Annotated in this window: 22 protein-coding genes; 10 read left to right on the top strand and 12 right to left on the bottom strand. The window is 47.1% G+C overall.

Going from position 1 to position 26,461, the window contains the following annotated elements:
- Nucleotides 1–80: 80 nt before the first annotated feature.
- Nucleotides 81–1,277, bottom strand: a complete 1,197-nt coding sequence (gene trpB / locus CB4_RS17240) for a tryptophan synthase subunit beta (RefSeq protein ID WP_096466989.1) — start codon at nt 1,275–1,277, stop codon at nt 81–83.
- A 182-nt stretch (nt 1,278–1,459) separates the two neighbouring features.
- Between trpB and CB4_RS17245 the strand changes: the two genes are divergently transcribed.
- From CB4_RS17245 to CB4_RS17260, 4 genes are all read left to right on the top strand, one after another.
- On the top strand, nt 1,460–2,374 hold the full coding sequence (locus CB4_RS17245) for a DMT family transporter (protein ID WP_096466990.1): 915 nt from the start codon (nt 1,460–1,462) through the stop codon (nt 2,372–2,374).
- 236 nt (nt 2,375–2,610) lie between these two features.
- Nucleotides 2,611–3,207 (top strand): 30S ribosomal protein S4, encoded by a 597-nt coding sequence (gene rpsD / locus CB4_RS17250; RefSeq protein WP_096466991.1) that lies wholly within the window; start codon nt 2,611–2,613, stop codon nt 3,205–3,207.
- Between the two features lie 93 nt (nt 3,208–3,300).
- Nucleotides 3,301–3,747 carry a MerR family transcriptional regulator gene (locus CB4_RS17255; protein ID WP_096466992.1) on the top strand — a complete coding sequence of 149 codons (447 nt, stop codon included), beginning with the start codon at nt 3,301–3,303 and terminating at the stop codon, nt 3,745–3,747.
- Nucleotides 3,748–3,749: 2 nt separating this feature from the next.
- Complete coding sequence (locus CB4_RS17260; protein WP_096466993.1) at nt 3,750–4,907, top strand: MFS transporter; 1,158 nt, start codon at nt 3,750–3,752, stop codon at nt 4,905–4,907.
- 56 nt (nt 4,908–4,963) lie between these two features.
- On the opposite strand, the gene CB4_RS17265 is transcribed toward CB4_RS17260, so the two are convergent.
- From CB4_RS17265 to CB4_RS21720, 7 genes are all read right to left on the bottom strand, one after another.
- Nucleotides 4,964–6,028: an HD domain-containing phosphohydrolase gene (locus CB4_RS17265; RefSeq protein WP_096466994.1), complete on the bottom strand. Its 1,065-nt coding sequence runs from the start codon at nt 6,026–6,028 to the stop codon at nt 4,964–4,966.
- Complete coding sequence (locus CB4_RS17270; protein ID WP_096466995.1) at nt 6,025–6,732, bottom strand: sensor histidine kinase; 708 nt, start codon at nt 6,730–6,732, stop codon at nt 6,025–6,027. The genes CB4_RS17265 and CB4_RS17270 overlap by 4 nt, the downstream gene beginning before the upstream one ends.
- Nucleotides 6,733–6,872: 140 nt before the next feature.
- A complete protein-coding gene (locus CB4_RS17275) occupies nt 6,873–7,526 on the bottom strand; it encodes a response regulator transcription factor (protein ID WP_096466996.1) in 654 nt (217 codons plus the stop codon).
- A gap of 28 nt (nt 7,527–7,554) precedes the next feature.
- Complete coding sequence (locus CB4_RS17280) at nt 7,555–9,645, bottom strand: methyl-accepting chemotaxis protein (RefSeq protein ID WP_172890918.1); 2,091 nt, start codon at nt 9,643–9,645, stop codon at nt 7,555–7,557.
- 127 nt (nt 9,646–9,772) lie between these two features.
- Nucleotides 9,773–11,329 (bottom strand): sensor histidine kinase, encoded by a 1,557-nt coding sequence (locus tag CB4_RS17285; protein ID WP_096466998.1) that lies wholly within the window; start codon nt 11,327–11,329, stop codon nt 9,773–9,775.
- A gap of 156 nt (nt 11,330–11,485) precedes the next feature.
- On the bottom strand, nt 11,486–12,754 hold the full coding sequence (tyrS, locus tag CB4_RS17290) for a tyrosine--tRNA ligase (RefSeq protein WP_373681369.1): 1,269 nt from the start codon (nt 12,752–12,754) through the stop codon (nt 11,486–11,488).
- Between the two features lie 62 nt (nt 12,755–12,816).
- Nucleotides 12,817–13,050, bottom strand: coding sequence for a hypothetical protein (locus CB4_RS21720; RefSeq protein WP_231956058.1), 234 nt, complete (start codon nt 13,048–13,050; stop codon nt 12,817–12,819).
- An 87-nt stretch (nt 13,051–13,137) separates the two neighbouring features.
- Between CB4_RS21720 and CB4_RS17295 the strand changes: the two genes are divergently transcribed.
- Entirely contained in the window at nt 13,138–15,534 is a 2,397-nt protein-coding gene (locus CB4_RS17295; protein ID WP_172890919.1) for a transglycosylase domain-containing protein, read from the top strand.
- Between the two features lie 59 nt (nt 15,535–15,593).
- Here CB4_RS17295 and acsA read toward each other — a convergent pair whose 3' ends face one another.
- Nucleotides 15,594–17,267 carry an acetate--CoA ligase gene (acsA, locus tag CB4_RS17300; RefSeq protein ID WP_408607755.1) on the bottom strand — a complete coding sequence of 558 codons (1,674 nt, stop codon included), beginning with the start codon at nt 17,265–17,267 and terminating at the stop codon, nt 15,594–15,596.
- A 285-nt stretch (nt 17,268–17,552) separates the two neighbouring features.
- Here acsA and CB4_RS17305 point away from each other — a divergent pair, with 285 nt between their 5' ends.
- The 4 genes from CB4_RS17305 to CB4_RS21175 all read left to right on the top strand — a co-directional run bounded on the left by CB4_RS17305 (nt 17,553) and on the right by CB4_RS21175 (nt 20,370).
- A complete protein-coding gene (locus CB4_RS17305; RefSeq protein WP_096467002.1) occupies nt 17,553–18,185 on the top strand; it encodes a GNAT family N-acetyltransferase in 633 nt (210 codons plus the stop codon).
- A gap of 73 nt (nt 18,186–18,258) precedes the next feature.
- Complete coding sequence (locus tag CB4_RS17310; RefSeq protein WP_096467003.1) at nt 18,259–18,909, top strand: CBS and ACT domain-containing protein; 651 nt, start codon at nt 18,259–18,261, stop codon at nt 18,907–18,909.
- Nucleotides 18,906–20,063: an acetoin utilization protein AcuC gene (locus CB4_RS17315; RefSeq protein WP_096467004.1), complete on the top strand. Its 1,158-nt coding sequence runs from the start codon at nt 18,906–18,908 to the stop codon at nt 20,061–20,063. Before CB4_RS17310 ends, CB4_RS17315 begins: the two co-directional genes overlap by 4 nt.
- A 76-nt stretch (nt 20,064–20,139) precedes the next feature.
- On the top strand, nt 20,140–20,370 hold the full coding sequence (locus CB4_RS21175) for a hypothetical protein (protein ID WP_146226636.1): 231 nt from the start codon (nt 20,140–20,142) through the stop codon (nt 20,368–20,370).
- A gap of 426 nt (nt 20,371–20,796) precedes the next feature.
- On the opposite strand, the gene CB4_RS17320 is transcribed toward CB4_RS21175, so the two are convergent.
- The 3 genes from CB4_RS17320 to CB4_RS17330 form a co-directional block, all read right to left on the bottom strand.
- Complete coding sequence (locus CB4_RS17320) at nt 20,797–21,489, bottom strand: 5'-methylthioadenosine/adenosylhomocysteine nucleosidase (protein WP_096467005.1); 693 nt, start codon at nt 21,487–21,489, stop codon at nt 20,797–20,799.
- Nucleotides 21,490–21,501: 12 nt separating this feature from the next.
- Nucleotides 21,502–22,530 (bottom strand): catabolite control protein A, encoded by a 1,029-nt coding sequence (gene ccpA / locus CB4_RS17325; RefSeq protein ID WP_096467006.1) that lies wholly within the window; start codon nt 22,528–22,530, stop codon nt 21,502–21,504.
- A 170-nt stretch (nt 22,531–22,700) separates the two neighbouring features.
- Nucleotides 22,701–23,795 carry a bifunctional 3-deoxy-7-phosphoheptulonate synthase/chorismate mutase gene (locus CB4_RS17330; protein ID WP_096467007.1) on the bottom strand — a complete coding sequence of 365 codons (1,095 nt, stop codon included), beginning with the start codon at nt 23,793–23,795 and terminating at the stop codon, nt 22,701–22,703.
- Nucleotides 23,796–23,973: 178 nt separating this feature from the next.
- On the opposite strand from CB4_RS17330, the gene CB4_RS17335 reads away from it, so the two are divergent.
- Complete coding sequence (locus CB4_RS17335; protein ID WP_096467008.1) at nt 23,974–26,130, top strand: cell division protein FtsA; 2,157 nt, start codon at nt 23,974–23,976, stop codon at nt 26,128–26,130.
- Nucleotides 26,131–26,461: the final 331 nt, after the last annotated feature.

Here is a 26,461-nt window from a genome sequence, read left to right on the forward strand (position 1 = left end):
ATTATACGAAATATCCAATCAGGTTTCACGCATTATTTTACTGTACATATAAAAAAGCCTGGGGAACCAGGCTTTCCTGCCTATACCTTCTTTTGTTGCATCATGTCAAACACCTGCTGTACATCTTTATCACCGCGCCCGGATACATTTACAATAATCGTCTGTTCCGACGATAACGTCGGTGCAAGTTTCAACGCGTATGCTACCGCATGCGAGCTTTCAATTGCTGGAATAATTCCTTCAGCACGTGACAGCGTGTGAAAAGCAGCCAGAGCCTCCTGATCCTCGATTGCTACATAATCAGCTCGACCTATCGCTTTATAGTAACTGTGCTCTGGACCAACACCTGGGTAATCCAGTCCAGCTGCCACAGAATGGGTGGAAGCAATCTCGCCGTTCTCGTCTTTCATCATATAGCACTTGAAGCCGTGTAGAACGCCTGGTTCACCTGCACTCAGTGGAGCCGCATGGTCTCCAGTAGATAGCCCGCGTCCTCCAGGCTCTACGCCAACGATCTTGACATCACTGTCGTTAAAAAACGGTGCGAACAATCCGATTGCATTGCTACCGCCACCGACACATGCTACAACATAGTCCGGTAAGCGCCCTTCTTTCTCAAGATGCTGAGCACGCGCTTCCTGGCCGATAATGGACTGGAAGTGACGCACGATCGTCGGGTACGGATGCGGACCAACAGCAGAACCGAGCAAATAGAACGTATTCTCATAGTTTTGCGCATAGTCTGTGAGAGCTGCATCGACCGCTTCTTTCAGCGTCTGCGCTCCATCCTGCACAGCAACAACCTGAGCACCGAGAAGCTCCATCCTAAATACGTTCAACGCCTGTCGTTTGGCATCAACTGCTCCCATATATACCACACATTCCATTCCAAACATTGCACAGGCAGTAGCCGTTGCCACACCGTGTTGTCCGGCACCCGTCTCTGCGATGACACGCTTTACACCCATCCGCTTAGCCAGCAAAACCTGACCCATTACATTATTAATCTTATGAGCACCCGTGTGGTTCAAGTCCTCACGCTTCAGATAAATCTTCGCACCGCCGAGCTTCTCTGTCAGGCGCTCTGCATAATACAGCGGGTTCGGGCGACCTACGTATTCTTTCATATAGTAATTCAATTCTTCAATAAACTCCGGATCGTCCTTATACTGCTCGAACGCAACTTCTAAATGGTCAAGTGCCGCTTGAAGCGGTTCTGGCACGAAGCTGCCGCCAAATTCCCCAAAATACCCTTTTTTTGTTTCTACTTTGCTCATCTGTTCTGTCTCCTCTCAAACTATGCAATATGCTCGATCATATTGCCTATGATATGCTATGTTTGTTATTGTACTATATTTATACATATTTTTTTAGTGTTTTTTTGTTCATTTTTACCAAAATTCCTGCCAGGATACCCAGATTACTGCTACTGGCAACATAGAAAGGATTCGACTGTATTATGAACGCCCGCACATTTTTCACTTCACGAGCTGGACTCGCCAGCACCGCTGCTTTTGTCTGCCTGCTGTGGGGCAGCGCCTTTCCGTTTATTAAGCTCAGCTACCCGCTGCTTGATATTCGACCAAACGAGATGTCCGAACAAATCCTGTTTGCAGGCTACCGCTTTTTTCTCGCTTCGCTTATGCTGTGGCTCTTCCTGATTTTAACCAGACGCCCCCTTCGCATTACGCGCGCGGCGCTGCCCGCCCTGCTTCAAATCGGATTGTTTCAAACGACCTTGCAGTATGTGCTATTCTATATCGGGCTCAGTTACAGTACCGGTATTCAAGGCTCGATTATTAGTGGTTCCGCTACGTTTTTCTCTATTTTGCTTGCCCACTATTTGTATAGCAATGATCGGATGAACATGCGCCGCATCATCGGCCTCATGCTCGGTTTCGCAGGTGTACTGCTTGCAAGCGGCACAACAGGTGCACTGACCTTCTCCTTTGGCCTGGGCGAATTCGCTTTGCTCGCTTCTGCTTTTTGCAATGCGCTCGGTGGCATTCTGGCTAAAAATCGGGCGGCATCGTTTGACACCGTATATCTGACTACCTATCAGATGATGATCGGATCACTCTTTCTGCTCGGATTCGGAGCAATGGGCGCAGGAATTGCTCCGTTCCATTTCAACGGACAGGCACTCGTATACTTACTGTATCTGTCGTTCCTATCAGCAGCAGGATTTTCACTCTGGAATACGCTGCTATCCTATAATAAGGTTGGACGCGTATCGATATATTTTTTCTTAATCCCGGTATTTGGCGTGCTGCTATCAGCGCTTTTGCTGCACGAAGCCCTGCATAAGATTGTTTTCATCGCCCTTTTACTGGTCACAGCCGGAATTTACATTGTTAACCGTGAAAAAAGTTGACTTTTCTTTTCCAAACGATATAATATGGGTTATGCGCTTAATCAGGGTAGCAATGATTGCAGGTACAAACGTCTGGTCTTTTTCATAGCTTCCTCCCTTCAGGGCGAATCTGATTCGACTCCGAACGGAGCATGCGGCGGAAACGCTACCGTCCGAAGAGCATGGCGCCAAGTAAGGAACTAGCCAGGCGGAAGTAAACACCTGCTTAATCTTAACGCAAAGGGGAACGAATTATTATGGCACGTTATACTGGCCCACGCCACAAACTGGCTCGTCGTCTGGGTATCTCCCTCGACGGTACAGGCAAAGACATCAAACGCAACTTCCCACCGGGACAACATGGACATGGTCGCCGCAAAATGAGCGAATACGCGCTGCAGCTTGCTGAAAAGCAAAAACTGCGCCACATGTTTGGCATGATGGAAAAACAATTCCGCAGAACTTTTGACGATGCAGGTAGAATGTCAGGCGTACACGGCGAGAACTTCATGAAAATTCTCGAATCCCGTCTGGATAACCTCGTATATCGTCTTGGTTTCGCGACAACTCGTCCGGCTGCTCGTCAGCTGACTACACACGGCCATATCACAATTAACGGCAAGAAAGTGGACATCCCTTCTTACCGTGTAAAACCAGGTGATGTAATTGGTCTGCGTGAAAAAAGCCGCAACCTGACAATCGTGAAAGAAGCAATCGAAGCTCGTGTGTTCCTGCCGAACTTCTTAAGCTTTGATGAAGCGAAAGTCGAAGGTACATTCACTCGTCTTCCAGACCGTGAAGAAATGCCAGCTGAAATCAACGAAAAGCTGATCGTCGAGTACTATTCTCGCTAATAGGCCTTTCGATGTCACAATCTCACCGCTCCTGCGGTGGGATTTTTTCACCCCCAAACCTTTACGTTTACGTTAATGTTAAGGAGATGAATTATGGACTACAAAATCGAGGATGCAGCACGCAAAACCGGATTAACAAAACGTGCGCTCCGCTACTATGAGGAGCTTGGCCTAATCACTCCCTTTACTCGGAGTGACGGCGGCTACCGTATGTATACCGATGCGGACATTGAGCAAATTATGCATGTAAAGAACTTGCGCGATCTGCTCGGTGTATCGCTTTCAGAAATTAAAGAGTACGTTGATCTTGAGCAGCGCGCGGCCGCCCTACGAACGGTGTATTTCAACAAGAAAGACCAGAAAAAGGCAGAAGAATCCCTTCATTTTCTAACACAATTGGAGACAACGATTCGCAAACAACAGATGTTATTGAGACAGAAAATAGACAGTATGCAACAAATTTTGGAGACTTATGAAGAAAAACTGACACGAATTCATCTGAAAAAACAAGAGCTAGAATCTCTAACACGGAGGGAATAGTAATGAAGGTACAGCAAGCGAACTCATCTTCTCGTTCGATGTATATTACCATCTTTTCAACATTTCTTGCTTTTATGGGAATGGGGGTTGTCGATCCGATTCTACCAGTCATCGGTGAAGAAATTGGCGCTCTGCCATGGCAGGTAGAAATGCTCTTTACGGCTTATATTTTTACAATGGCCTTTACTATGATTCCAGCCGGAATTTCGGCTGGACGCTTTGGGGAAAAACGTATTATGATCATTGGGATGGCGATTGTTTCTTTATTCTCCTTGCTCTGTGCCCTGTCGCACACCATTCCAGAACTATCGTGGTTTCGGGCGGGCTGGGGCTTTGGGAACGCCATGTTTTTTGCTACAGCGATGACCCTTCTCATCGAGCTGTCACCTAATGCCGGACGGGCGGTTGGCTTTTTTGAAGCAGCGGTTGGTCTTGGAATGGCAGCAGGTCCGCTTGTCGGGGGACTGCTAGGCCAGATGAACTGGCGCTATCCGTTTGCCATCACCAGTCTACTTGTATTTTTCGCCTTCCTGCTCACGACATTTTTTGTCAAACAACTTCCACGTCCAGCTAACAAGAAAGTTCATGGATTGGCCGAGTTGGCACATCTGCTAAAGTATCGACCTTTCCTTATGGTGGCGCTGTCCGGGATGCTGTATTACTTCGGCTTCTTCACTGTGCTCGCCTACTCGCCGCTTATGCTTCATCTCTCTGTTGTGCAACTTGGTCTTGTATTTTTTGGATGGGGGCTTTTGCTTGCTTACGGTTCTGCGAAACTCGCACATAAGGTAGAGGAACATGTTTCACCGCGCACAGCACTTGCCTACTCTCTGGGAGCTTTCGCTCTTATTTTGCTCGGTATTTTCGTTATTCCGAATCATGCCGTTCAAACTGCACTTATCGTTGTGTCCGGGCTTGTCTGCGGAATGTGTAATGCTTTGTTTACTGCCTATAGTATGGAAATTTCACCGTATGAACGCAGCATTACATCAAGCGCCTTCAACTTCATGCGCTGGCTCGGTGCTGCGGTTGCGCCGGTGGCTTCTGGTCTTATCGCTCATCAGATAGGTATGGTGTATCCATATGTCATCGCTTTTGTTCTCGTAATTGTCGCTATTGTTCCATTCATTGTCCGAAACCAAAGAACCGCACAAGCATAGCTCAATGATAAAAAGAGACTGCTCTCTACAGAACAGTCTCTTTTTATCGTTCCCACTTATACAGAAGCCAACTTTGTGACTAAACATTCGTTATATTGTTCTTTAATCGAAACAAGCTCGTCAAATGTGTCCACAAAAAGTGTCACTAGATCTGGATTAAAGTGTGTACCACTTCCCTGGATAATTTCGGCTCGTGCTTCCTGTACGGTCCACGCCTTTTTATATGGCCTATCGGATGTTAAAGCGTCAAACACATCACTAATCGCTGTTAACTGTCCAACGAGCGGGATTTCATCCTCTTTTAATTGATTTGGATATCCACTGCCATCCCACTTCTCATGATGGGTGAGAGCAATAATTTCGGCCAGTTGCAACAAACGATACGAGCTTCCACCCAAAATGCGTGCTCCGATGATCGTATGTGTCTGCATGATCTTCCATTCTTCCTCAGTCAACATTCCTTTTTTCAGCAGAATGGAATCTGGAATGCCGATCTTGCCGATGTCATGCAGGCTGCTCGCCTGAAGCAAAAGTTCGCATTCAATCGCTGGAAGTCCAGCTGCCGCCCCAAGACAGCTTGTATATCGACTCATACGTGTCACATGAAGTCCGGTGTCATTATCACGGTATTCGGCTGCATTTCCTAAGAGACGCACAAGTTCGTACTGACTCTTATACATCTTATGCGTACGAATCTCAAGCTCTCGTTTCTGCGCCTGGACCGCTCGGTTTAACCAGCGTATCTCCAATGCATTCCGAATGCGCAGCATCGCATCTCTTTCTCGGATTGGCATATGAATCAAGTCTCTGACCCCTTCATCAAGTGCCTGCAGACAATACCGCTCATCCTTCTCTTCTCCAGCCATGATGACTGGAATATATTCATTTGGATAGTAGCTGTATATACAAGAAAGCCAGACAGTATGTTCAGTCCACCTTTTACCTATATCCAGAAGCAGGAGATCCGGGCAAAAGTCGGATGGAAGTTCTGCAAGCATATCGGTATTGTGTATCGTTGTCGTACACTCATATCCATAGCCACCTAACAACTGCTTCCACTTCTCCTCATTCGCACTCACAATCAGAATAGAAGCCTCTCTGTATAACGCTGGCGCCCTCACTCGAACTCTCCTCCTTCTCTGTTTGGATGAGATAGCGGAACGGTGATAGAAAGCTTGGTCCAATTGTCAGCATCCGCATAAATGTCCATGGATCCATTCACCTGTCTTGCTCGAATGTCTATCGCCGCAAACACATGTGCGATTTTCTCACTCTCCTGCCCATACAGGCGAGAAACAGAACAACCAATTGCGGTAATATCAAGTTGTATAGAGTCTGTATTGATTTGAAAGCGAAACACCAGACGCTGGACTTGTGAACAATGAATGCTGAGCATAACAACTTCCTGACAGATCCGGTACAGCATTGTTTCAACCGCTGTATCGTAGCGCTTCGTCTCTCCGAGTACTTCAAGATCAATTTCTTTCCCATATTTCTGCTTTGCCATTTCGATATAAGACCGGACAGCTGGGATAATACCGAGATCGTCAAGCATAAGGGGGCGAAGCTCGAACACCACATCTTTTACTGTATGAAGTGCTTTATTGGCTACCCCTCGCATGTCTGCCAAGTGTTTGGTCGTCTGTATATCCAGATCGTTCTCATTAATAATTTGCAGGCCGAGCACAATGCTGTATAGCGCCTGACCGACGCCGTTATGAAGCTCATGTGAAAGACGTGTTCGCACTTCTTCTTGTGTTTCTATGAATGTATGTACGTTCAGATTCCGACAGCCTTTTCTTTGCTTACATGAGTCCTCTTTCATTGCGTTCCCCTGCTTTCTTCCAAATTTATATATTTAGTATGCCGGATACCACTCGCTTCCTCCATAAGGATATTCCCTACAAGTCACCTCCAAATTCCCTAATTCGCACAAATACAAAAAAAAGAGACCACAGGGGCCTCTCAAAAATCAAGCAAACCTTTTGTAAACGCATAACGTACAAGTTCAGGCCGTGTTTTCAACTGGAGCTTATCCATGATTTTGGCTTTATGTACCTCAACTGTTTTGACCGATAGATGAAGCAACTCCCCGATCTCTTTATTCGAATATCCTTTGGCAATCCAGGTCAGTACTTCCTGCTCCCGTGTGGTCAGCTGCTGATACTGATCGATGTTTTCTCCGAGCGAAACCCGATTCAAAAAATCCTCAATGAGCGACTTGGTTGCCTTCGGATACAAATATGCCTGTCCACCGTATACCGTTGTTATCGCCTGAAGCAAGTCCATATCATCTGCATTTTTCAAAATGTAGCCAGATGCCCCGGCTTTCAGCACCCGGAACAAATATTCGCTATCATCATGCATCGTCAGAATCAAAATCTCAATCTCAGGCGCTGCCTCTTTCAGGCGCCCGGTTGCGATGAGTCCATTTTGTCCGGGCGGCATATTTAAATCCATCAGCACCACATCAGGCTTAAGCTGAAGTGCCTTCTGAACCGCTTCTGCCCCGTCAGCCGCCTCTCCAATCACTTCCATGTTTTCCTGCGCATTGATCAACATTGTTAATCCTGAACGTACAATCGTATGGTCATCCGCAATTAACACCCGAATTTTCATTCCTACTCCCCCTGCTGATCTGTACTCGTTATACCGCAAATTTTCCGATGGAACTGTTCAATTCACCTGCGAGACGATTCAACGCTTCCGCTGTTTCCGTAATGTCTTCCATGGATGCAAACTGCTCTTCGGACGCAGATGCTATATTTTGCGACATATCACACGATGTAGCCGCAATATTTGCCATCTCCTCTACAGAAGCCGTGATTTGCTCCGAACCAGCTGACATCTCTTGCGCTACCGCTGACATCTCTTGCATCTGCAGCGAAACGCTTTCAATAGAAGCCTGAATATGATCAAATATGCGCCCGACTTCCTCGACCGTCTGCGTCCCTTGCTCAGTTTCCGTAATACCTGTTCCGGTAGCATGCACGGCTTCTTTCGTTCGCTCCTGAATCGCTGCAATTAAACATTGAATCTGCTCAGCCGATGAAGCAGTCTGATCGGCCAGCTTACGAATCTCATTCGCTACGACTGCGAATCCTTTGCCCGCTTCCCCGGCACGTGCCGCTTCAATTGCGGCGTTGAGCGACAGAAGGTTCGTCTGGGAAGAAATCCGGGCAATTAACTGCAAGATATCCCCTATCTTCATGGAATCCTTCTGCAACTCCGCCATGACTGCATATGTACGATGAGCGCCCGATTTGATCGAATCCATCTGTTTGACTGCCTGCACGACCGATTCATACCCGCTTCGCGCCTGTTCACTCATTTCTACCGATGTACTAGCAATCATGGAGGATGCGTCAGCTACGCGCTGAATGCCCAACGCCATTTCTTGCATCGCAAGAGCATTTTCACCCGATGCTCTTGTCTGCGTCTCAGCCCCGCTCGCCACTTGCTGAATGGATTCTGCAATCTGCTGTGACGCCTGTGTCGTTTCTTCTGCTATCACGTACATCTGTCCAGCTGACTGTGAAACAGCGTCTGCCCCTTGCTTAATCTCGGTAATGATGCCGCGCATATTCAACGTGATATGATTGAATGCACGTGCCATATCCCCGATCTCATCAGGACGCCGCACTAATTCCTCCGGTACGTCTGCCTGAAAATCTCCTGCTGCCAGCTTCTCTCCATGCTGTACAGCCTGCACAATCGGGCGTGTAAGACTGCGTGCGATCCATATAGTTACGAGCGTCAGAATAAGCAGGCCCACTACGCCCACTACTACGATGGTATACACCATTTCATTCGATTCTGCCAACACTTCATCTGTCGGAACATTAATGACGTAAGACCAGGAGTTTTTTTCCTGTCCAATTTTGATTGGGAGTATCGTACGGAAAATATTCGCCTCTTTATCAAATTCTTCATATACTCTTCCCTGCTCGATGGCGCTAATAATGAGATCCAAGTTTTTTATATCTTTGCGATCCCGTACATTTTTCCCTACCAACTCCTGCTTCGGGTGAGCAACATATGTCCCATTATGAGAGATAAGCGCCCCGAATCCGGTCTCATAAATCTTTACGGCCTTGTTTTGCTGTTGGAAAGATTCAAGCGACATATCAATCCCAACGATTCCGAGGAATTTTCCATCCAGTATAATTGGAGCCGAAACGGTTGTGATGAACGTATCTTTGCCGTCTATTGGATAAACATATGGATCAAGCAGCACTTCCTTGCCGGTGTGCTTTGGAATAAAAAAATCCGGGGCGTCTTTCTCATTTTCATAGCTCGTACATGCTTCTACAGCTATATGACCTCCCTGACGTGTCCAATATGGGATAAAACGTCCAGTCTGATCATGCGCTACTTTCCCTGCATATTCCCGGTCTCTGCCGTCCAGCTGATTCGGCTCCCATACTGTATAAATACTAAAAATCTGACTGTTCTGCTTGAGCACATCTTGCAGAACAGCATTATATGCATCACGGGATACGATGTTTGCTTTTTTCATGCCTTCAAACGTCTGGGCCATTGTCTTTGAAATATTCAGACTATTATCGAGCGTCTTTTCGGTCTGTGCCGCTTTTTCAGCAGCAATCGACATGGCTAGATGCTCCGATTCAGCAATCGCTTTTGTTCTCGTTTCCATTGCAATCAAACTGATCATCGATACGACAATAATGGTGACTGTACTCATAATCATCAGAAGTATTTTGGCCCGTAATCTCATATTCCCCATCTCCTCATCCACTGTAAAATCGTGTATAAGGAGAGTATCACAAAATCAGGAACAATCTTCCATCAGGGTATTCCCCACATCCCCCTGGATAATTCCCTATGTCACAGTTGCGTATTCCCTACTTTACTCCCGCAGATTCGTAGTCAGCCGTCTGTACATACGTATTTTCCCTAACCGGAATATAGGTGTGAATAGAAGTGCCACTTCCCTGCTGCGAGCGAATGACTACTTGTCCAAGCAGCAAACTCGCACGTTCCTGCATGCTGAACATGCCAATCCCACCGCCACCTTCCCTAAGAATACGGCTTGCATCGAAGCCACATCCATAATCTTGTACGTTCATATGAATATGCTCATCTGCGTGGATCAGTGTAATATCGATCACGTCTGTACCCGAATATTTTACCGCATTCGTAAGTGCTTCCTGGCAAATACGGTACAGTGCGGTTTCAATTTCCGGGGCAAGCCGCCCTCGGATGCCATCTACTTGTAGCGCAATCTGAATTCGATATGTCTCGCGGCAACGGGTGGTATAAGAACGAAGTGCCGGAATGAGTCCAAGATCATCAAGAGTGCTCGGGCGCAGCTGTGTTGCAATCTCTTTCACTTCTGTCATCGCCTGCCCTACCATGCTCTCGGTGTCCTGTAACACTTCTCTCATCTGCTGATCTTCTATGCTTCGCTTCGCCATTTTGATTCTCACAATAGTGCTATATAGAGCCTGTCCGACTCCATCATGCAGTTCACGTGATACACGCTTGCGCTCCTCTTCCTGGGCCTGCATGACTAGCGTCGTCATTTTTTTCTCGCTTTCTTGCAATTTCTCTGCAGTTTCCTGCCATTTTATCTCTACTTCTTCTTTCTCTTCGTACACCTGCTGGAACTGCGGGTAGAAGATGCCTTTCAGCAAAAAGAAATAGCCGAAAAATTTATAGACATGCCCAACTAAATTCTCAATGTCATTCACGCTTTTGTAAAGCGTAAACGATATCTCCCCAATCAAAATAAAGCAGATCCCCGTCATCACAACAAGTAAGTCGCCACTCTTATTCTTTTTATAATACATCCAGAGCAAAACAACATTGCTAATATGCAGCAGACTAATCGAGTATTCAAACATAAACTTTAGCAGCGTAACTCCTTGGCCCTCTTTTACAAGTAAAGGTAAATCCGTAATGAAATAAGAAACAGTAATGAGGAAAAACGCCATATATACACAAGCAAAAAGTAACACTCTGATTCGCGATTGCAAAAAAGAGACCTTGTCAAAATCTTTGTAGAGAATAAACGTAAGTCCGATACTTTCTGTCGTTCGTGCAGCAATCCATAACCAGGTCGCCCGCGCCACGGCATATCTTTCATCAAAAAAAGGCATTCCTTTATATGCAAACGTATGGATTAGATCGAACATCCCTACGCATAAAAACACAATGCCGATCAGGAAGTGGCTTCGATTTTGATCACGCGAAGACGTCAGCCATGCCTGCATAAAAATCGAAAAGGAAACAAATATACTGAAAAATTCCAAAAAAGTATGTGAAACAAGGAAGTATGATCGATCATAAAACGAAAAATGATGCATAGGATGCAAGTTGATGATAATAAAAAAAAGCAAACCCATCCCTATCGAGATAATCGTTTTTCTCTCCTGCTGTTTTACCAGGATTTCATTCATTATGAGAGCTCCCTCTTTGTAAATCTGTTTCCACCCATTTTTTTCATTGTAGTAGTCTATCAGAAAAAAAGAAAGCCTTTCGCCCTAATCCATTCGAGTTTTCTTTCGATCCATAAAAAAAGAGACCTGCCCGATTATGACAGATCTCCTGCTCTTCTAGCTCAACTTTACTTTGGCGAATTTCCGCTTGCCCACCTGTACAATCATACCGTCTTCTACCACTATATGATCATCGACAGACTCGACTTTTTCTTCATTAATTTTGACTGCACCCTGCTGCACCATTCTGCGCGCTTCACCATTCGTCGGTACAAGCTCAAGTACAGACAAAAGTTTTACAATCCACAGCTTGCCGTCTTCAAGCTCGGTCGTTGCCACTTCTTTTTCCGGGATATCAGTCGGCAACGCGCGCTGCTGGAATACGGTTTTGAAGTGATTCTCCGCTTCATCTGCAGCTTCCTCACCATGGTACATCTGCACGAACGTACGCGCAAGCCGCATCTTCGCATCACGTGGATGCACCGAACCGTCGGCAAGCCCTGCTTTAAGCTGGGCGAGTTCTTCAAGTGTAATGTCTGTTGCCAGCTCATAGTATTTAACCATCAACTCATCCGGAATGGACATCGACTTGCCGTAAATTTCGTTTGGTGCTTCGCTAATGCCGATATAATTACCAAGACTTTTGCTCATCTTCTGTACGCCATCGAGTCCTTCGATAATCGGCATCGTCAGTGCACACTGTTGTTCCTGACCGTATTCTTTCTGCAACTGACGTCCCATCAGCAGATTAAACTTCTGGTCTGTGCCGCCAAGCTCAACATCGCTCTCAAGCGCTACAGAATCATAGCCTTGCATAAGCGGATAGAAAAATTCATGAATGCTGATCGGCTGGTTGCTCGTATAGCGTTTCTCGAAGTCGTCACGCTCGAGCATACGTGCCACGGTCGTCTTCGCCGCCAGTGTTACAACATCAGCGAATGTCAGCGGTGCCAGCCATGTGCTGTTATAATTCACTTCAATTTTATCAATATCAAGAATTTTGGCGAACTGTTCCACGTATGTCGCCGCGTTCACCTTCACTTCTTCTTCTGTCAGCGGCTTGCGCGTCTCAGACTTGCCAGTCGGGTCACCGATACGACCCGTAAAGTCGCCGATGAGAATCTGCACCGTATGCCCCATCTCCTGGAACTGGCGTAGCTTGTGCAGCACTACCGTATGCCCAACGTGAATATCTGGCGCAGACGGATCAAGACCAAGTTTTACTTTCAGCGGTGTCCCCGTTGCTACTGAACGCTCTACCTTTTTACGCATTTCCTCTTCTGGTACGATCTCCGCCACACCACGGCAGATAATAGCCATTTGACGGTCGACTTCCTGCTTCTGCTCGTCCGTCAGCACAATTTTTGTTGATTCTTCACTCATCATTTTTCCCTCGCAATCATAAGTTAGGTAGAAATAAAAAAAGCCCGCCCCCAAAAAGGGACGAGCTAGCTCGCGGTACCACCCTTACTTGAGGACAGGCCTGCCCTCCACTCATCTGATAACGGCCGCTGGTATGCGCCCGTCCGCCTGATCGGCGGAATCACTCCTGTACTGTATTTCACTGTCTGCAAGGACCGATTCGCAGCTTCCATCGGCTCTCTGATGCTCCTTGTACAGACCGCTACTGCGGTACATTCACGGTGATACATTAATATAATCGCAACTATTATTCTCATCATAACGAAAAATCATAACGAAAAGCAACCTTTATCCGTATAAAACGTCTTTATGATATAATGTTTCTGTTACATGTAAGGGGGAATTCCATGACTAAACAAAACGGTTCTACGAACACGCTCGAGGAACCGAATAAAAAGAAAAAAAGTGCCTGGAAAAACATTCTGCTTGTACTCCAGATCAGCACCATTCTCTTTTTTATGGGTGTTCTATTTGCCGGTGCAGCAGCAGCCGGTTATGTCGCATCTCTTGTTAAAGGCGATCCGGTTCGTAGTTACGATGAGATTTATCAAAAAATCTCAGCCAATAATTTAACCGGCTTCGCATATTTTGCGGATAAGACGCTAATCGGTCAGCTCATTACAGCCGAAGACAGGCGCCTCGTCTCACACACAGAAGTATCACCTCACCTTATTGATGCTATTATTTCTACAGAAGACAAATATTTTTATGAACACAAAGGCATTGTCCCGTCTGCGATTGCCCGAGCTGGTATCCAGCAAATGACCGGCGCCTCAGTCCAGACCGGGGGAAGTACGCTGACCCAACAGCTCGTTAAGCAAACCATTCTTTCGCCTGAGCAAACGATGCAGCGCAAATTTCGTGAGATGTTTCTTGCTCTGCGTGTGGAACGCATGTTTACAAAAGACCAAATTCTTGATGCCTATATCAATAAGATGTATTTCGGGAAAAATGCGAATGGTTCTAACGTATATGGCGTGCAAGCAGCAGCCAAGGGAATTTTCGGAGTTGATGCAAAAAACCTGAACATCCCGCAAGCCGCCTATCTGGCCGGTATGCTGCAAGCTCCTTCTTCGTACATCCCGTTTAAGAGCATCAAAAAGAATGGCCTTAAACTCGGCAAAGAACGTCAGAAGCTTGTATTGAGCCGCATGCTAGAAAACGGAAAAATTACAAAGCAAGAATACGATGAAGCCATTGCGTACGATATTGAGGCACACTTAGCTAAGCCGTCGCGCAAAGCATTTGAGAAATACCCATATTTGATGATGGAAATCGAACAACGGGCAGCTGAACTGCTCGTTAAACAGGACATCGCCAAAAATCCGGAGCTTAAAAAAGAATCGTACAACAAGCTTGTTGAGGAGAAGCGGATTGCAGTTCGCCAGGGCGGGTATCACATCTACACGACCATCAACAAAAATGTGTATGAAAAAATGCAGCAGATCGCAGCAAATCCGGTAAACTTCGGACCAGACCGACCAGCTATTGATGGCAAGCCAATGCCAGAGCAAGTCGGCAGCATTCTCATCAACAACAAGACTGGCGCAATTCTCGGTATGATGGAAGGTCGTAATTTTGAAACAGAAAAAACAAATCATGTAACGGCACTTCGTCAGCCAGGTTCTACAATCAAACCGCTTGGCGTATATGGACCGGCCATTGAAGAAGGCATCATATCACCAAGTTCAACGGTAGTGGACGAAGAAACCGTCTTCCCAGGCGGCTATACGCCAAAAAATGCGAATAACACGTTTAAAGGTCCTGTTACGGTACGCGATGCGCTGAAGTGGTCCCGCAACGTTCCTGCGGTTAAAGTTTATTTCGAAACTGGCGTTCGTAAGTCACTTGGCTACGTGAAAAAAATGGGCGTAACTTCGATTGTCGACAGTGATTATTACTTACCAAGTGCACTTGGTGGCTTGACGTACGGAATCTCCGTAGAAGAGATGACGAATGCGTATGCCACATTTGCGAACGAAGGACAATTCATCGATGCCTATTTAATCCAACGCATTGAAAATAGTGAACATGAAGTCGTATATGAACACAAAGCAAAACCTGTTCAGGTATTCTCACCACAGACATCATGGCTTGTAACCGATATGCTACGAGATGTTATCTCAAGCGGTACAGGTACACGCGTGCTCAGTTCAATCAATGGCCACGATGTAGCCGGTAAAACCGGAACAACACAGGATGAGCGTGATAAATGGTTTGTTGGCTATACGAAAGACGTATCCCTTGGCGTATGGGTTGGCTACGACAAAAAATATAAGCTGTATAAGAGCTCTTTTGAAGATGCTCAAAAAATCTGGGGGAAAGTCTTTAGTTCAGTACTCGACATCAATCCACAGCTCTCCCCTACTGAAAACGTGATGAGCAGGCCAAGCGGCACGTCAGACAAAGGAATCTATAATGCTGATCTCGCTGCCTCCCGCAATCCGGGTTCATACGGAAAAAAAGAAGAGCCGAAAAAAGCAGAGAACAAATCCAACACCGCGCCGAATGGCCAGGATAAAACCAATGTGGATGTCAAAACACCGGATGGTACAGATACTACCCAAAATGCAGATCAACAAAAAACGGACGGTTCTAACACCACTGAGAAAAATTCAGAAACACGTCCGAAGGATCCAGATAAACCGGTCACATCCAAACCAGGACACAAAAGCGACTCAAATGCTAAACCTGAAGCTAAGAAAACAGAGCACAAAAAAGAAACTACAAAAAATGAGCAATAACACAAAAAAAAGAGACCGGAATCCCGGCCTCTTTTTTTGTGTTTCCTATTCTTCTTTTCCTAATCTTCCATCGTAGACAAGTCACCTGTCGGCAAGCCAAGCTCCCATGCTTTCAGCACGCGGCGCATGATTTTTCCGGAACGTGTTTTTGGCAGCTTATCACGCACTTCGATCTCACGTGGAGCCGCGTGTGCAGCAAGGCCAATTTTTACGAATTGGCGAATCTCTGCCAACAGCTCTTCTGACTCTTCATAGCCATCACGCAGCGCAATAAACGCTTTGATAATCTCACCGCGTACCGGGTCTGGCTTACCGATTACACCGGCTTCCGCAACAGCCGGATGCTCGACGAGCTTGCTCTCCACTTCGAATGGGCCAACTCGCTCACCCGCTGTCATGATTACATCATCTACACGGCCCTGGAACCAGAAGTATCCGTCTTCATCCATATACGCCGAATCACCCGATACATACCAGCCTTCCAGTCGGAAGTACTCTTCATATTTAGCCGGATTGTTCCAGACGCGGCGCATCATAGACGGCCAGCCTGTCTTAATCGCCAGATTACCCATGCGGTTCGGCGGAAGTTCATTGCCTTCATCATCAACGATAGCCGCTACAATACCTGGGAATGGCTTGCCCATAGAACCTGGCTTCACATCCATTGTCGCATAATTGCAGATCAGTTGTCCGCCTGTCTCTGTCATCCACCATGTATCATGAATACGCTTGGCAAAAACTTTCATGCCCCAATATACGACTTCTGGATTGAGCGGCTCTCCTACGCTGAGCACGTGACGCAAACTTGCCAGATCAAACTGCTTCACCAGCTCATCGCCCGCTCCCATCAGCATGCGGAATGCAGTTGGCGCACTGTACCATACTGTAACTTTGTATTTCTCAATTGTAGAATACCAGTCCTGCGGGCTAAAACGACCGCCACGAACAACATTCGTTGCACCATTCAGCCACGGGCCAAAGATGCCATAGGATGTGCCTGTTACCCAGCCCGGGTCCGCTGTGCACCAGTATACATCCGAATCCTGAAGATCAAGCACCCACTTGGCCGTCTGATAGTGCTGAATCATCGCATTGTGTACATGCAGTATACCCTTCGGTTTGCCTGTAGAACCAGATGTATAGTGGAGAATGAGACCATCTTCTCGGTCTACCCACTCGATCTCGAAATCAGCAGAAGCCTGCTCCATTTCTTTCTCGTAGCTGATCTGACCTTCAGCGAGTTCGCCATCTTCTCCGAACAGAATAACGTGCTTAAGAGCTGGAAGCTCACTAACCGGAACGCGTGACAAAAGCGCCGGTGTGGTAATAATGGCCACCGCCCCGCTGTCTTCAAGACGATCGCGTACCGCACCCTCCATGAACGCTTCAAATAATGGGCCGACAATCGCACCTACTTTGATCGTACCAAGAACGCTTACATAAAGCTCCGGTGTACGCGGCATAAAAACAAATACACGATCACCTTTCTGAATGCCGTATTTTCGGAGAACATTACCGAACTTGTCAGAGAGCGCTTTCAATTCTTCAAATGTATATTGTTCATCACGTGATGCATCGCTGTAATAAAGAGCTGTTTTATTTTTGAGAGGGGTATCCACATGACGGTCGATTGCTTCATACGCCATGTTTACCTTATTTGTTGTGTGCCAGCTAAATTGCTTTTCAACATCTTCCCACGCAAAGTTCTTGTATGCTTCTTCATATGCTGGCATATTGTATCCTTCACCTGTAACCGGAAACACTTTCTTTTGGATCATCTCGTTCATCAAATCAAGCTCCTCTCCCTCAATAATACATTTTTATTCCTGTACGGACTGCATACTCCTTGTTATGAAAGCCTTTTCTTGTTTTAGATTATATCAAATAGTCTGTCTTATTTGCAATCCCTAGCTTTTTCTGGAATTCTTCAATGAAAGGTAACGGCTTTTTCATTGTTTTTGTGATATGGGAATAACAGATAAAACTGTTATATTACAGAGATAGGTGTGTGGAGAATCATGAAGCATGATAAAACGTATTATGAATTAATCTGCAAGAAACCATCTGGAATGCTTACACTGGAAGGACCTGTTACGTCAGAGCGTATTCTTTCTCTCTCCATGGACGAAGGACTAAAAGCTTTTCGAAGGCCACATGAACAGCAAAAAGCACTTGCAAAAATTGCTGCTCTTCCAGAAGGCCGCATCATTCTCGCCGTCTCCGAAGGAATCATTATTGGATATGTCACCTTTCTATATCCCGACCCTATGGAGCGCTGGTCGCAGGCAAATATGGACAATCTCCTTGAACTCGGAGCCATTGAGGTATCCCCTCGCTTCCGCAAACAGCATGTCGGGGAGGATATGCTCGCACTCGCTTTCCGCGATGATGCAATGGACGATTATATTGTATTTACAACCGAATATTATTGGCACTGGGATCTGAAAGGAACCGGACTTGACGTATGGGATTATCGTAAAATCATGGAGAAAGTAATGGCATCTATCGGCCTGCAATGGTTCGCAACAGATGATCCGGAGATTTGTTCTCATCCGGCTAACTGTATGATGGCCCGCATCGGATCACGCATTTCGCTGGACTCTATGGAGGCTTTTGATCGTATTCGTTTTCAAAATCGTGCTATGTATTAAAAATTTCTTTCTATTCTCCCTCGATATGGAATAAAATGATAGATAAAAAGAGAGCTAAGGGGAGGATCGCACCATGCTTGTGGAAGATATCATGAAACGTGACGTTATTACGGTCGCACCGACAGATTCCATTCGTCTTGCACTTCTGAAAGTTCATCAATATCGCATTCGCCATATTCCGGTTGTGGAAGATGGCAAGCTGGTTGGCATTATTTCAGATCGAGATGTACGCGACGCATGTCCATCTATCATTAGCGCACCGCATGACGACGATGATCAAATCATGAATACAGCTGTATCCACCATTATGCGCAAAGATGTCATTACCGCTCATCCGCTCGATTTTGTAGAAGAAGCTGCACTTGCTCTTTACGATAACCGCATCGGTTCTCTTCCCGTTGTCACTGATCGTGATGAATTGATGGGAATTTTGACAGAAACGGATATTCTTTATACCCTTGTCGAATTAATGGGTGTACATTACCCGAGCTCTCACATCGAAGTAGAAGTAGACGATCAGATCGGCATACTAGCTGATGTCTCCAACATTTTTAAAGAAGCAAGCTGCAGTGTCACAAGCGTACTCGTTTTCCCTGGAAAGCATCTTGGAAAAAAGAATCTGGTTTTCCGTGTACAAACCATTAATCCGCGCCATGTAACTGACAAAATTGAAGAGGCTGGTTATCATGTCGTCTGGCCTCGGAAGTTAGAGGAATTGTCATGAAAAGAAAAACTGCGTTTATTCATAGCAACGACTACTTGAACTACAATTTTAATGACGACCATCCATTCAATCAGAAGCGCATCGCGATGACAATTGATCTGCTGCGTATGATGAATCTGCTCGAAGACAGCGATTTAGTCGCACCGCGCATGGCGGAAGATGAAGAATTGGCCCTTATTCATGATCGCCAGTATATCGAGGTTGTAAAAGAAGCCGGGCATGCCGAACAAACACCAGCACTTGCCGCAAGCTTCGGCATCGGGACCGAAGACTGCCCGGCTTTTGTAAATATGCATGAAGCGACAGCGCTTGCAGTCGGCGGCACATTGCGCGCTGCTGAGCTTGTTATGGCAGGAGAGTACCAGCATGCCGTCAATCTGGCAGGGGGACTGCATCATGGGTTCCGCGGGCGTGCCTCCGGCTTCTGCATTTACAATGACTGCTCGGTTGCAATTGCCTATCTGCGTCAGAAATACGATGCTCGTGTGTTGTATATTGATACCGATGCACACCATGGAGATGGTGTGCAGTGGGCTTTTTATGATGATCCAAATGTGCTTACTCTTTCTTTCCATGAAACCGGAAAGTATCTGTTCCCCGGCACCGGCAACATTACAGAGCGGGGAGATGGACAAGGATATGGCTTCTCGGTAAATGTACCGCTTGATGCATTTACCGAAGACGATTCATGGCTGGAAGCATATTACGCGGTTCTGCCTACTGTCGCACGCGGCTTTAAGCCTGATATTATCGTGACACAAAACGGTTGTGATGCCCATACGTTCGATCCGCTCACCCACCTATCGACGACAATGCGCATCTATCAAGAAGTTCCACGCCTTGCTCGTGATCTTGCGGACGAGCTTTGTGATGGTCGCCTGATTGCAACAGGCGGCGGTGGGTATGATATCTGGCGGGTTGTCCCGCGCGCATGGAGCCTACTGTGGGCAGAACTGTCCGGACAGGACGTTCCGCAGGATACACGGATTCCGCAAACATGGATTGATAAGTATCAGGCAGAAAGCCCGGTACAACTCGCACCAACGATGTTCGATCCAGAAGGGATTTTCCCTGACATTCCACGCCGTCCAGAGATTACGACGAAAAACAAGAATACGGTTGAAAAAGCCCTGCTTTATTGTCCAAAAGGGTAAAAAAGAGGCGGTTCCAGAGCCAGAACATGGCGAACGGAACAGCCTCTTTTTTCTTGGTGGAGGATTTCTCCAACGTGTGGTGGAGGAGCGGGATCGGGCGGAGCCTCGTCACTTCGGTACGCTCGCTACGGAGTGGGGGCTGTCCGCTCCAGGTGCCAGACGAACTCGCCCACAAAAGAGAGCCCACGATGTATTCGCATCGAAGGATTGTGGGCAAAAGCCCGTTCACCTAGCCCCTTCCGCTGGGGGGTCGCGTACAGGCGTTCCGTTGCCCCGCCCGATCCCGCTCCTAGCACACTTTGGTTAAACACCATCAAGCAATATCAAGAGGCTGAGCTTTGCTATGTAGGTAAAAAATAAGGAAGCCGTCTCTGGAGAAGTCAGTGGTGATCGAGCAAATACGTTCTGGCGTGCATGTTTTTTTGTAAATCGAAACATTGTGCGGGGAGTGGGAGAAGGGCGGAGCAAGAGAGTGCCTGTACGCGCCTACTTAGCGGAGGGAGAACAGCGAACGAGCCTTTGCCCGCAATCCTTCGATGATTCAACATCGTAGGCCTTTCTTTGCGGGCACGTTCGCCGGGCTCCCGGAGCGGACAGTCACCGCTTCCCTGCAAGCGTACCGAAACGAACGGCTCCTCCCTTCTCCCACTCCCTCCCCCTACACATTGTCGATTCTACAAAAAAGAGGCCTCCCGCCCGCCATGTTCTGGCTTTCGGAACAGCCTCTTTGCCTTTATATATGCTCAAGCATATTCTTCACAATATGGAAAGAACGCTCAGAAGCGAGTTTGGTGAATTCCGGGAAGTTGACATGTGCAGAGCCGTCTGCTTTATCGGACATGGCACGAATGATGACAAATGGCACTTCGTTCATATAGCATACTTGTGCCACAGCCGCCCCTTCCATTTCGGTGCAGGAACCGCTCATTGTTTCATACAGATCACGCACGAGTTCACGGCTAGCAACGAATTGGTCGCCGGAGAGGATACGGCCTGTCCGTGTTTTACTATGAGATACTTGCTCGCTTGCTTTTACAGCTGCATCAATCAGCTGCTGATCGGCTTTAAATATCGATACATCCGTGAACGGAATGACGCCTTTCGGAAAACCGAGTGGCGTTACGTCCATGTCATGGTGCTGGCAGTCTGTTGAGACAACAATGTCACCGATTTCAAGTTCAGGATGCAAGGCACCTGCTACACCAGTGAAGATCACAGAATCGACTCCAAATGCGTCGATCAAAATCTGAGTGCAGATGCTGGCATTTACTTTCCCAACGCCGCATTTACAAAGAACAACCTGTTTGCCTTCCCATGTTCCCTCGTAGTACGTAATGCCGGCTTTGTGTGTCTCCCCTGCAAGCTCCATGCCTTCTTTATATAATGCGATTTCTTCGTCCATCGCTCCAATAATTCCAATTTTCATCGTTACTTCCCCTTATTCGATATCGTCATTATGATCTACTTCGGCCCGTGTAGACTGGCGCTCTTCTATGCGGTGCGGCAGCAACACAATATGATGATCTACTTTCTCATTGTTCATATATTTGGTCAGCAGACGCATAGCAACCGCTCCAATGTCATACATTGGCTGTACAACTGTCGTCAGACGCGGGCGCACCATCTCTGCGAGACGAATATTATCAAAACCAATAACTTCCATATCTTCCGGCACGCGCAGCCCCCGGTCCTGCAACCCGTGAATCACGCCGACAGCCATCTCATCGCTCGCCGCAAAAATCGCGGTTGGCTGGTCAACAAGTGAGAGGAACTGCTCCACAGCCGCGATGCCGGATTCATAATGAGTATCTCCATTATATACATAGCTATCCTTGAGCATAATTCCCACTTCGTCCAGCGCTTTCTTATATCCTTCAAATCGGCGCATGCCCCAGAGCGGATCAACAAGTGGACCTGTTACCATTGCAACACGCTTATGTCCACGCTCAAGCAAAAATCGAGTCGCATCGTATCCGGCTTCATAATGGCTAATATCGACAGACGGGAGCTGTCCCGTTGGATCTTTCGTACCGGCAAGTACGATCGGCACAGAAGCGGTTGTAAACACCTGCATATGGTTCTCCGTAATCTCCCGACCCATGAAAATAATCCCGTCTACCTGCTTCTCGAGCAGCGTATTTGTCAGGTGCAGTTCACGTTCAATCCGTTCGTCCGAGTCACACAAAATAATGTTGTATTTATACATGCTGGCAATATCATCAATCCCACGAGCCAGCTCAGCAAAAAACGGACTCGCGATATCCGGGATGACAACCCCAATTGTTGTCGTACGCTTGCTGGCTAATCCGCGCGCAACCGCGTTTGGCCGATAGCCTAGCTGCTCAATTGCACCTAGCACCTTTTTTCGAGTGGATGGTTTAACATTCGGATTGCCGTTGACAACACGCGAAACGGTTGCCATTGATACTCCGGCCTCACGGGCTACATCATAGATGGTTACTGGCAAAGTAAATTCCTCCTACCGCTTTTTACCATTTTATGGTTTTCATTCATTTTCATAATTTTTCATTTATCATATTACAAAATGCATTGAAATACAATTGTCCATCGTACAAAAAGCCGCCAGGAAGTCCCGGCGGCTTGCGTTCCATCATATGTTTATACCATCTGCTTGACCTATTGCACAGCAGCTGCGTTCTCACGATAGAGACCGGATGCACGAAGGTTCTTGAGGAATTCGTTGAACTGCGGAATATCAAGCTGCTGCTTAGCATCAGACAAGGCAACAGCCGGGTCCGGATGCACTTCAACCATAACACCGTCTGCACCGACAGCAAGCGCTGCTTTTGCAGTCGGCAGCAATAGATCACGACGGCCCGTAGAATGTGTTACATCGACGAATACCGGCAGATGCGTCTCTTGCTTGAGGATCGGTACAGCCGAGATGTCAAGCGTATTGCGTGTTGCTTTCTCATATGTGCGAATGCCGCGCTCGCACAACATAACCTGTGAGTTCCCACCGGATACGATGTACTCTGCAGCATGAATGAACTCTTCAATTGTAGCAGACAAACCACGTTTCAGCAGAACCGGCGTTTTCACACGGCCAGCTGTTTTAAGCAACTCAAAGTTCTGCATATTACGTGCACCGATCTGAATGACATCAAGGTACTCCTCTGCCATCTCAATATCAGCCGGTGTTATAATCTCACTCACAACAATCAGACCAAGTTCATCAGCTACACGACGCAAAATTTTCAGACCTTCTACTCCAAGACCCTGGAAGTCGTATGGAGAAGTTCGTGGCTTAAACGCGCCACCGCGTAAAAGCGTAATGCCATTAGCCTTCAGCGCTTCGCCTACTTGACGAACCTGTTCATATGATTCAACGGAACATGGACCTGCAACCAGAAGCGGCTCGCTTCCACCTACTTCTACCGGTCCAAGCTTCACAATCGTATCTTCCTGCTTCTTCTTGCGACTGACGAGCAATGCCTTACGATTGTCGTCTTTTTGCAGTTCAAGAGAGGCACTGAAGATTTGTTTAAACAGGTGCTGGATCGTACTGTCTTCAAACGGACCTTCGTTGTTCTCAAGAATCAGGTTCAGCATCTGGCGTTCACGTTCTGGATCGAAGCGGTTAACCCCTTGCTTCAGCTTTAATTGACCGATCTCCTGAACAAGCCCAGCACGCTTGTTGATCAGTTCTAGAATCTCCAGATTCACATTATCAAGGTCGCCTCGTAGCTGTTCCAGCTTTTCGTTGCTCATCTTCTCTCCACCTCTTGTTCTTTATTGTCAGATAATTTTTACAAAATATTTTAAAGAGTATTATAGCTTATTCTTTTGCCTTTGTCAGCTTTTCTTTGCGTGCTTTAAAAGGATTTAGGCGTTTTAGAGCGAATATGATACGATATTCCCTGTTCGAAAATTGAAGGAGTTGCAAGATATGTCTGAAGAACAAACCAATCAAATTTTTGCGCTTGATATCGGAACGCGCAGCGTAGTTGGCCTCCTTGTCGAGCCAGATGCGTCAGGCAAATTCCGTTTGCTTGGCTACGAACGTGAGGAACACGTAGAGCGTTCTATGCTCGATGGTCAGATTCATGACGTTGTAGCAGTAGCTGATGTAATCAGCCGTGTCAAGCAGCGACTCGAGCAAAAACTGAATGTAAAATTGACGCACGTTGCTGTAGCAGCAGCTGGTCGTTCACTTCATACGCAACGTATGGAAACCGCACGTGACATTACAGGGACAGGACAGATTACCCGTAATGATATTATAGCCCTTGAACTGACGGCTGTACAACAAGCCCAGCATATTCTCGCGGAACAGAATAAAGCGAACGACTTTACCCAGTATTACTGTGCGGGCTACAGCGTCGTGAATTACGTACTCGATGGTCAGATCATCGGCAGCCTGATCGATCAGCGCGGGCATGAAGCAAAAGTCGATGTCATTGCCACGTTCCTGCCGCGCGTCGTTGTCGATTCCCTAGTCGCGGCACTCAAACGCGCCGGGCTTGAAATGCTCGCTCTTACTCTTGAGCCAATCGCGGCGATTAATGTGCTTGTACCGTCTACGATGCGCCGCCTGAATGTCGCCCTTGTTGATATCGGTGCCGGTACATCCGACATTGCCATTACCGGCGAAGGTACAGTGAGCGCATACGGCATGGTTCCGACGGCCGGTGACGAAATCACCGATGCGCTCAGTCAGGCGTATCTCCTCGACTTTAATGTTGCCGAAGAACTGAAGCGGCGTCTGTCCGCAGAAGATGAAGTTATATTCTCGGACATTCTTGGTATGGAATATCAGTGTCCAAGCACAGAAGTTATTGAAAAAATCGATGCAGAAATCCAACAGCTTGCATCCTTAATTAGCGAGCGTATTCTCGCTTTGAACGGCAAGGCACCCCAAGCTGTCATGCTGATTGGCGGTGGAAGCCTGACGCCAAATCTCACCCGCAAAGTGGCAGAACTATTGGACTTGCCAACTGCCCGCGTGGCAGTGCGAGGCACCGAAGCGATTCAAACCTTCACAGATAAGGACGAATTGTCCGGACCGGAGTTTGTTACCCCGCTTGGTATTGCGGTCGCAGCTCGGCTCCATCCGATCAAATATTTAACGGTGTATCTCAATGACGAACCGCTGCGCGTATTTGATCTGAAAGAAATGACAGTTGGCGATGTCCTGCTATATGCAGGCATTGATTTAAAACGCCTGCACGGGCGCCCTGGACTCGCTATGACTGTACATATTAACGGACGCATGCGTATGATTCCAGGTGAGCACGGTAGCGCTCCAACCCTGCTTTTGAACGGAGAAGCTGCCCAGCTCGATGCCACCGTACAACCGGAAGACCAAATTACTTTTAGTGCAGGCAAAGATGGAGAAGCTGCATCAGCCCGTCCGATTGACCTGGCTGATAATGTAGATACATTAGACGTAACGCTTAACGATACGCCACTCTCCCTTTCCCCGTTCGTCACAATTAACGGAGAGCGCTCAGAATGGGACATGCTTCTGAATGACCGGGATGAAGTTACAATTCATCTGCCCCAAACGCTGCGCGATGTGCTGTCTGCAGCAGGCCAGCTTCGTGCAGAAATGGACATTCAGAAGATTGGTTTTACGATTAATGGTCGGACGATGACATATGCGTACTGTCCGTATGCCTTTGTCATTAACGGGGAGTCTGTAACGCTTGATGACAAGATTCATCGTGGCGACCGTATTATGTTTGACCGTCAGGCAGTAAAACTTCCGTCCATCCAAGAGATGCTGCCAACCGAAGAAATTACCGAGCTTGCGACGACGATTACGTTTAACGGCAAAGTAATTCGCATTCCCTCAAGCGAAACAGAAGTGCTGATGGACGGGGAGCGCGTCGAGATGTCTGATCCCATTCACGCCAATGCCGAGATTGTTGTAAAAGTACGCTTTAAGCGTGAGCCGGTGTTCAGTGATGCGTTCCGCTATGTGGATGATAATCTCCATGCTTCTGAACTTGGCAAGACACTTGTGACGACGATTAATGGCGAGCAGGCTTCGTTTCAAGACCCGGTAAACACGGGAGACGTGCTGGAGTTCCGGTGGGAGTAGCGGGGTGATGGGGGCAAAATGCAGACTGTTCTTTTCGGCAAGGGAGCGGGGACTGCCCGCTTAGTCTATGTCCGGGTGGACAGGTCAAACATCTGGGTATTTCAATGATGGAGACAATGACCTGTCTAGTTCACCCGAACATAGACACGCTGGGTACGAAAAGAAAGGTCATGTCATTTTGCCCCCATCCCCCACAATGTTTTGGCAAAACCCAAAACCACAAAAAAGAAGCTGTGGCCTGCGCCTAACGGGTTCAGTTAAGAGGTTGAAAAATTAAAATGGCAGATAAAATGGCATTCCAACTGGCAACAGTTTTGGAACGCCATTTTCT

The organism is Aneurinibacillus soli (genome assembly GCF_002355375.1).
Classification (GTDB): Bacteria; Bacillota; Bacilli; order Aneurinibacillales; family Aneurinibacillaceae; genus Aneurinibacillus; species Aneurinibacillus soli.

Coding starts and splice junctions, on each gene's coding strand:
- trpB (WP_096466989.1), bottom strand. CDS start 1,277: ATGAGCAAAGTAGAAACAAAAAAAGGGTATTTTGGGGAATTTGGCGGC.
- CB4_RS17245 (WP_096466990.1), top strand. CDS start 1,460: ATGAACGCCCGCACATTTTTCACTTCACGAGCTGGACTCGCCAGCACC.
- rpsD (WP_096466991.1), top strand. CDS start 2,611: ATGGCACGTTATACTGGCCCACGCCACAAACTGGCTCGTCGTCTGGGT.
- CB4_RS17255 (WP_096466992.1), top strand. CDS start 3,301: ATGGACTACAAAATCGAGGATGCAGCACGCAAAACCGGATTAACAAAA.
- CB4_RS17260 (WP_096466993.1), top strand. CDS start 3,750: ATGAAGGTACAGCAAGCGAACTCATCTTCTCGTTCGATGTATATTACC.
- CB4_RS17270 (WP_096466995.1), bottom strand. CDS start 6,732: ATGAAAGAGGACTCATGTAAGCAAAGAAAAGGCTGTCGGAATCTGAAC.
- CB4_RS17275 (WP_096466996.1), bottom strand. CDS start 7,526: ATGAAAATTCGGGTGTTAATTGCGGATGACCATACGATTGTACGTTCA.
- CB4_RS17280 (WP_172890918.1), bottom strand. CDS start 9,645: ATGAGATTACGGGCCAAAATACTTCTGATGATTATGAGTACAGTCACC.
- CB4_RS17285 (WP_096466998.1), bottom strand. CDS start 11,329: ATGAATGAAATCCTGGTAAAACAGCAGGAGAGAAAAACGATTATCTCG.
- tyrS (WP_373681369.1), bottom strand. CDS start 12,754: ATGATGAGTGAAGAATCAACAAAAATTGTGCTGACGGACGAGCAGAAG.
- CB4_RS21720 (WP_231956058.1), bottom strand. CDS start 13,050: ATGATGAGAATAATAGTTGCGATTATATTAATGTATCACCGTGAATGT.
- CB4_RS17295 (WP_172890919.1), top strand. CDS start 13,138: ATGACTAAACAAAACGGTTCTACGAACACGCTCGAGGAACCGAATAAA.
- acsA (WP_408607755.1), bottom strand. CDS start 17,267: ATGCCAGCATATGAAGAAGCATACAAGAACTTTGCGTGGGAAGATGTT.
- CB4_RS17305 (WP_096467002.1), top strand. CDS start 17,553: ATGAAGCATGATAAAACGTATTATGAATTAATCTGCAAGAAACCATCT.
- CB4_RS17310 (WP_096467003.1), top strand. CDS start 18,259: ATGCTTGTGGAAGATATCATGAAACGTGACGTTATTACGGTCGCACCG.
- CB4_RS17315 (WP_096467004.1), top strand. CDS start 18,906: ATGAAAAGAAAAACTGCGTTTATTCATAGCAACGACTACTTGAACTAC.
- CB4_RS17320 (WP_096467005.1), bottom strand. CDS start 21,489: ATGAAAATTGGAATTATTGGAGCGATGGACGAAGAAATCGCATTATAT.
- CB4_RS17330 (WP_096467007.1), bottom strand. CDS start 23,795: ATGAGCAACGAAAAGCTGGAACAGCTACGAGGCGACCTTGATAATGTG.
- CB4_RS17335 (WP_096467008.1), top strand. CDS start 23,974: ATGTCTGAAGAACAAACCAATCAAATTTTTGCGCTTGATATCGGAACG.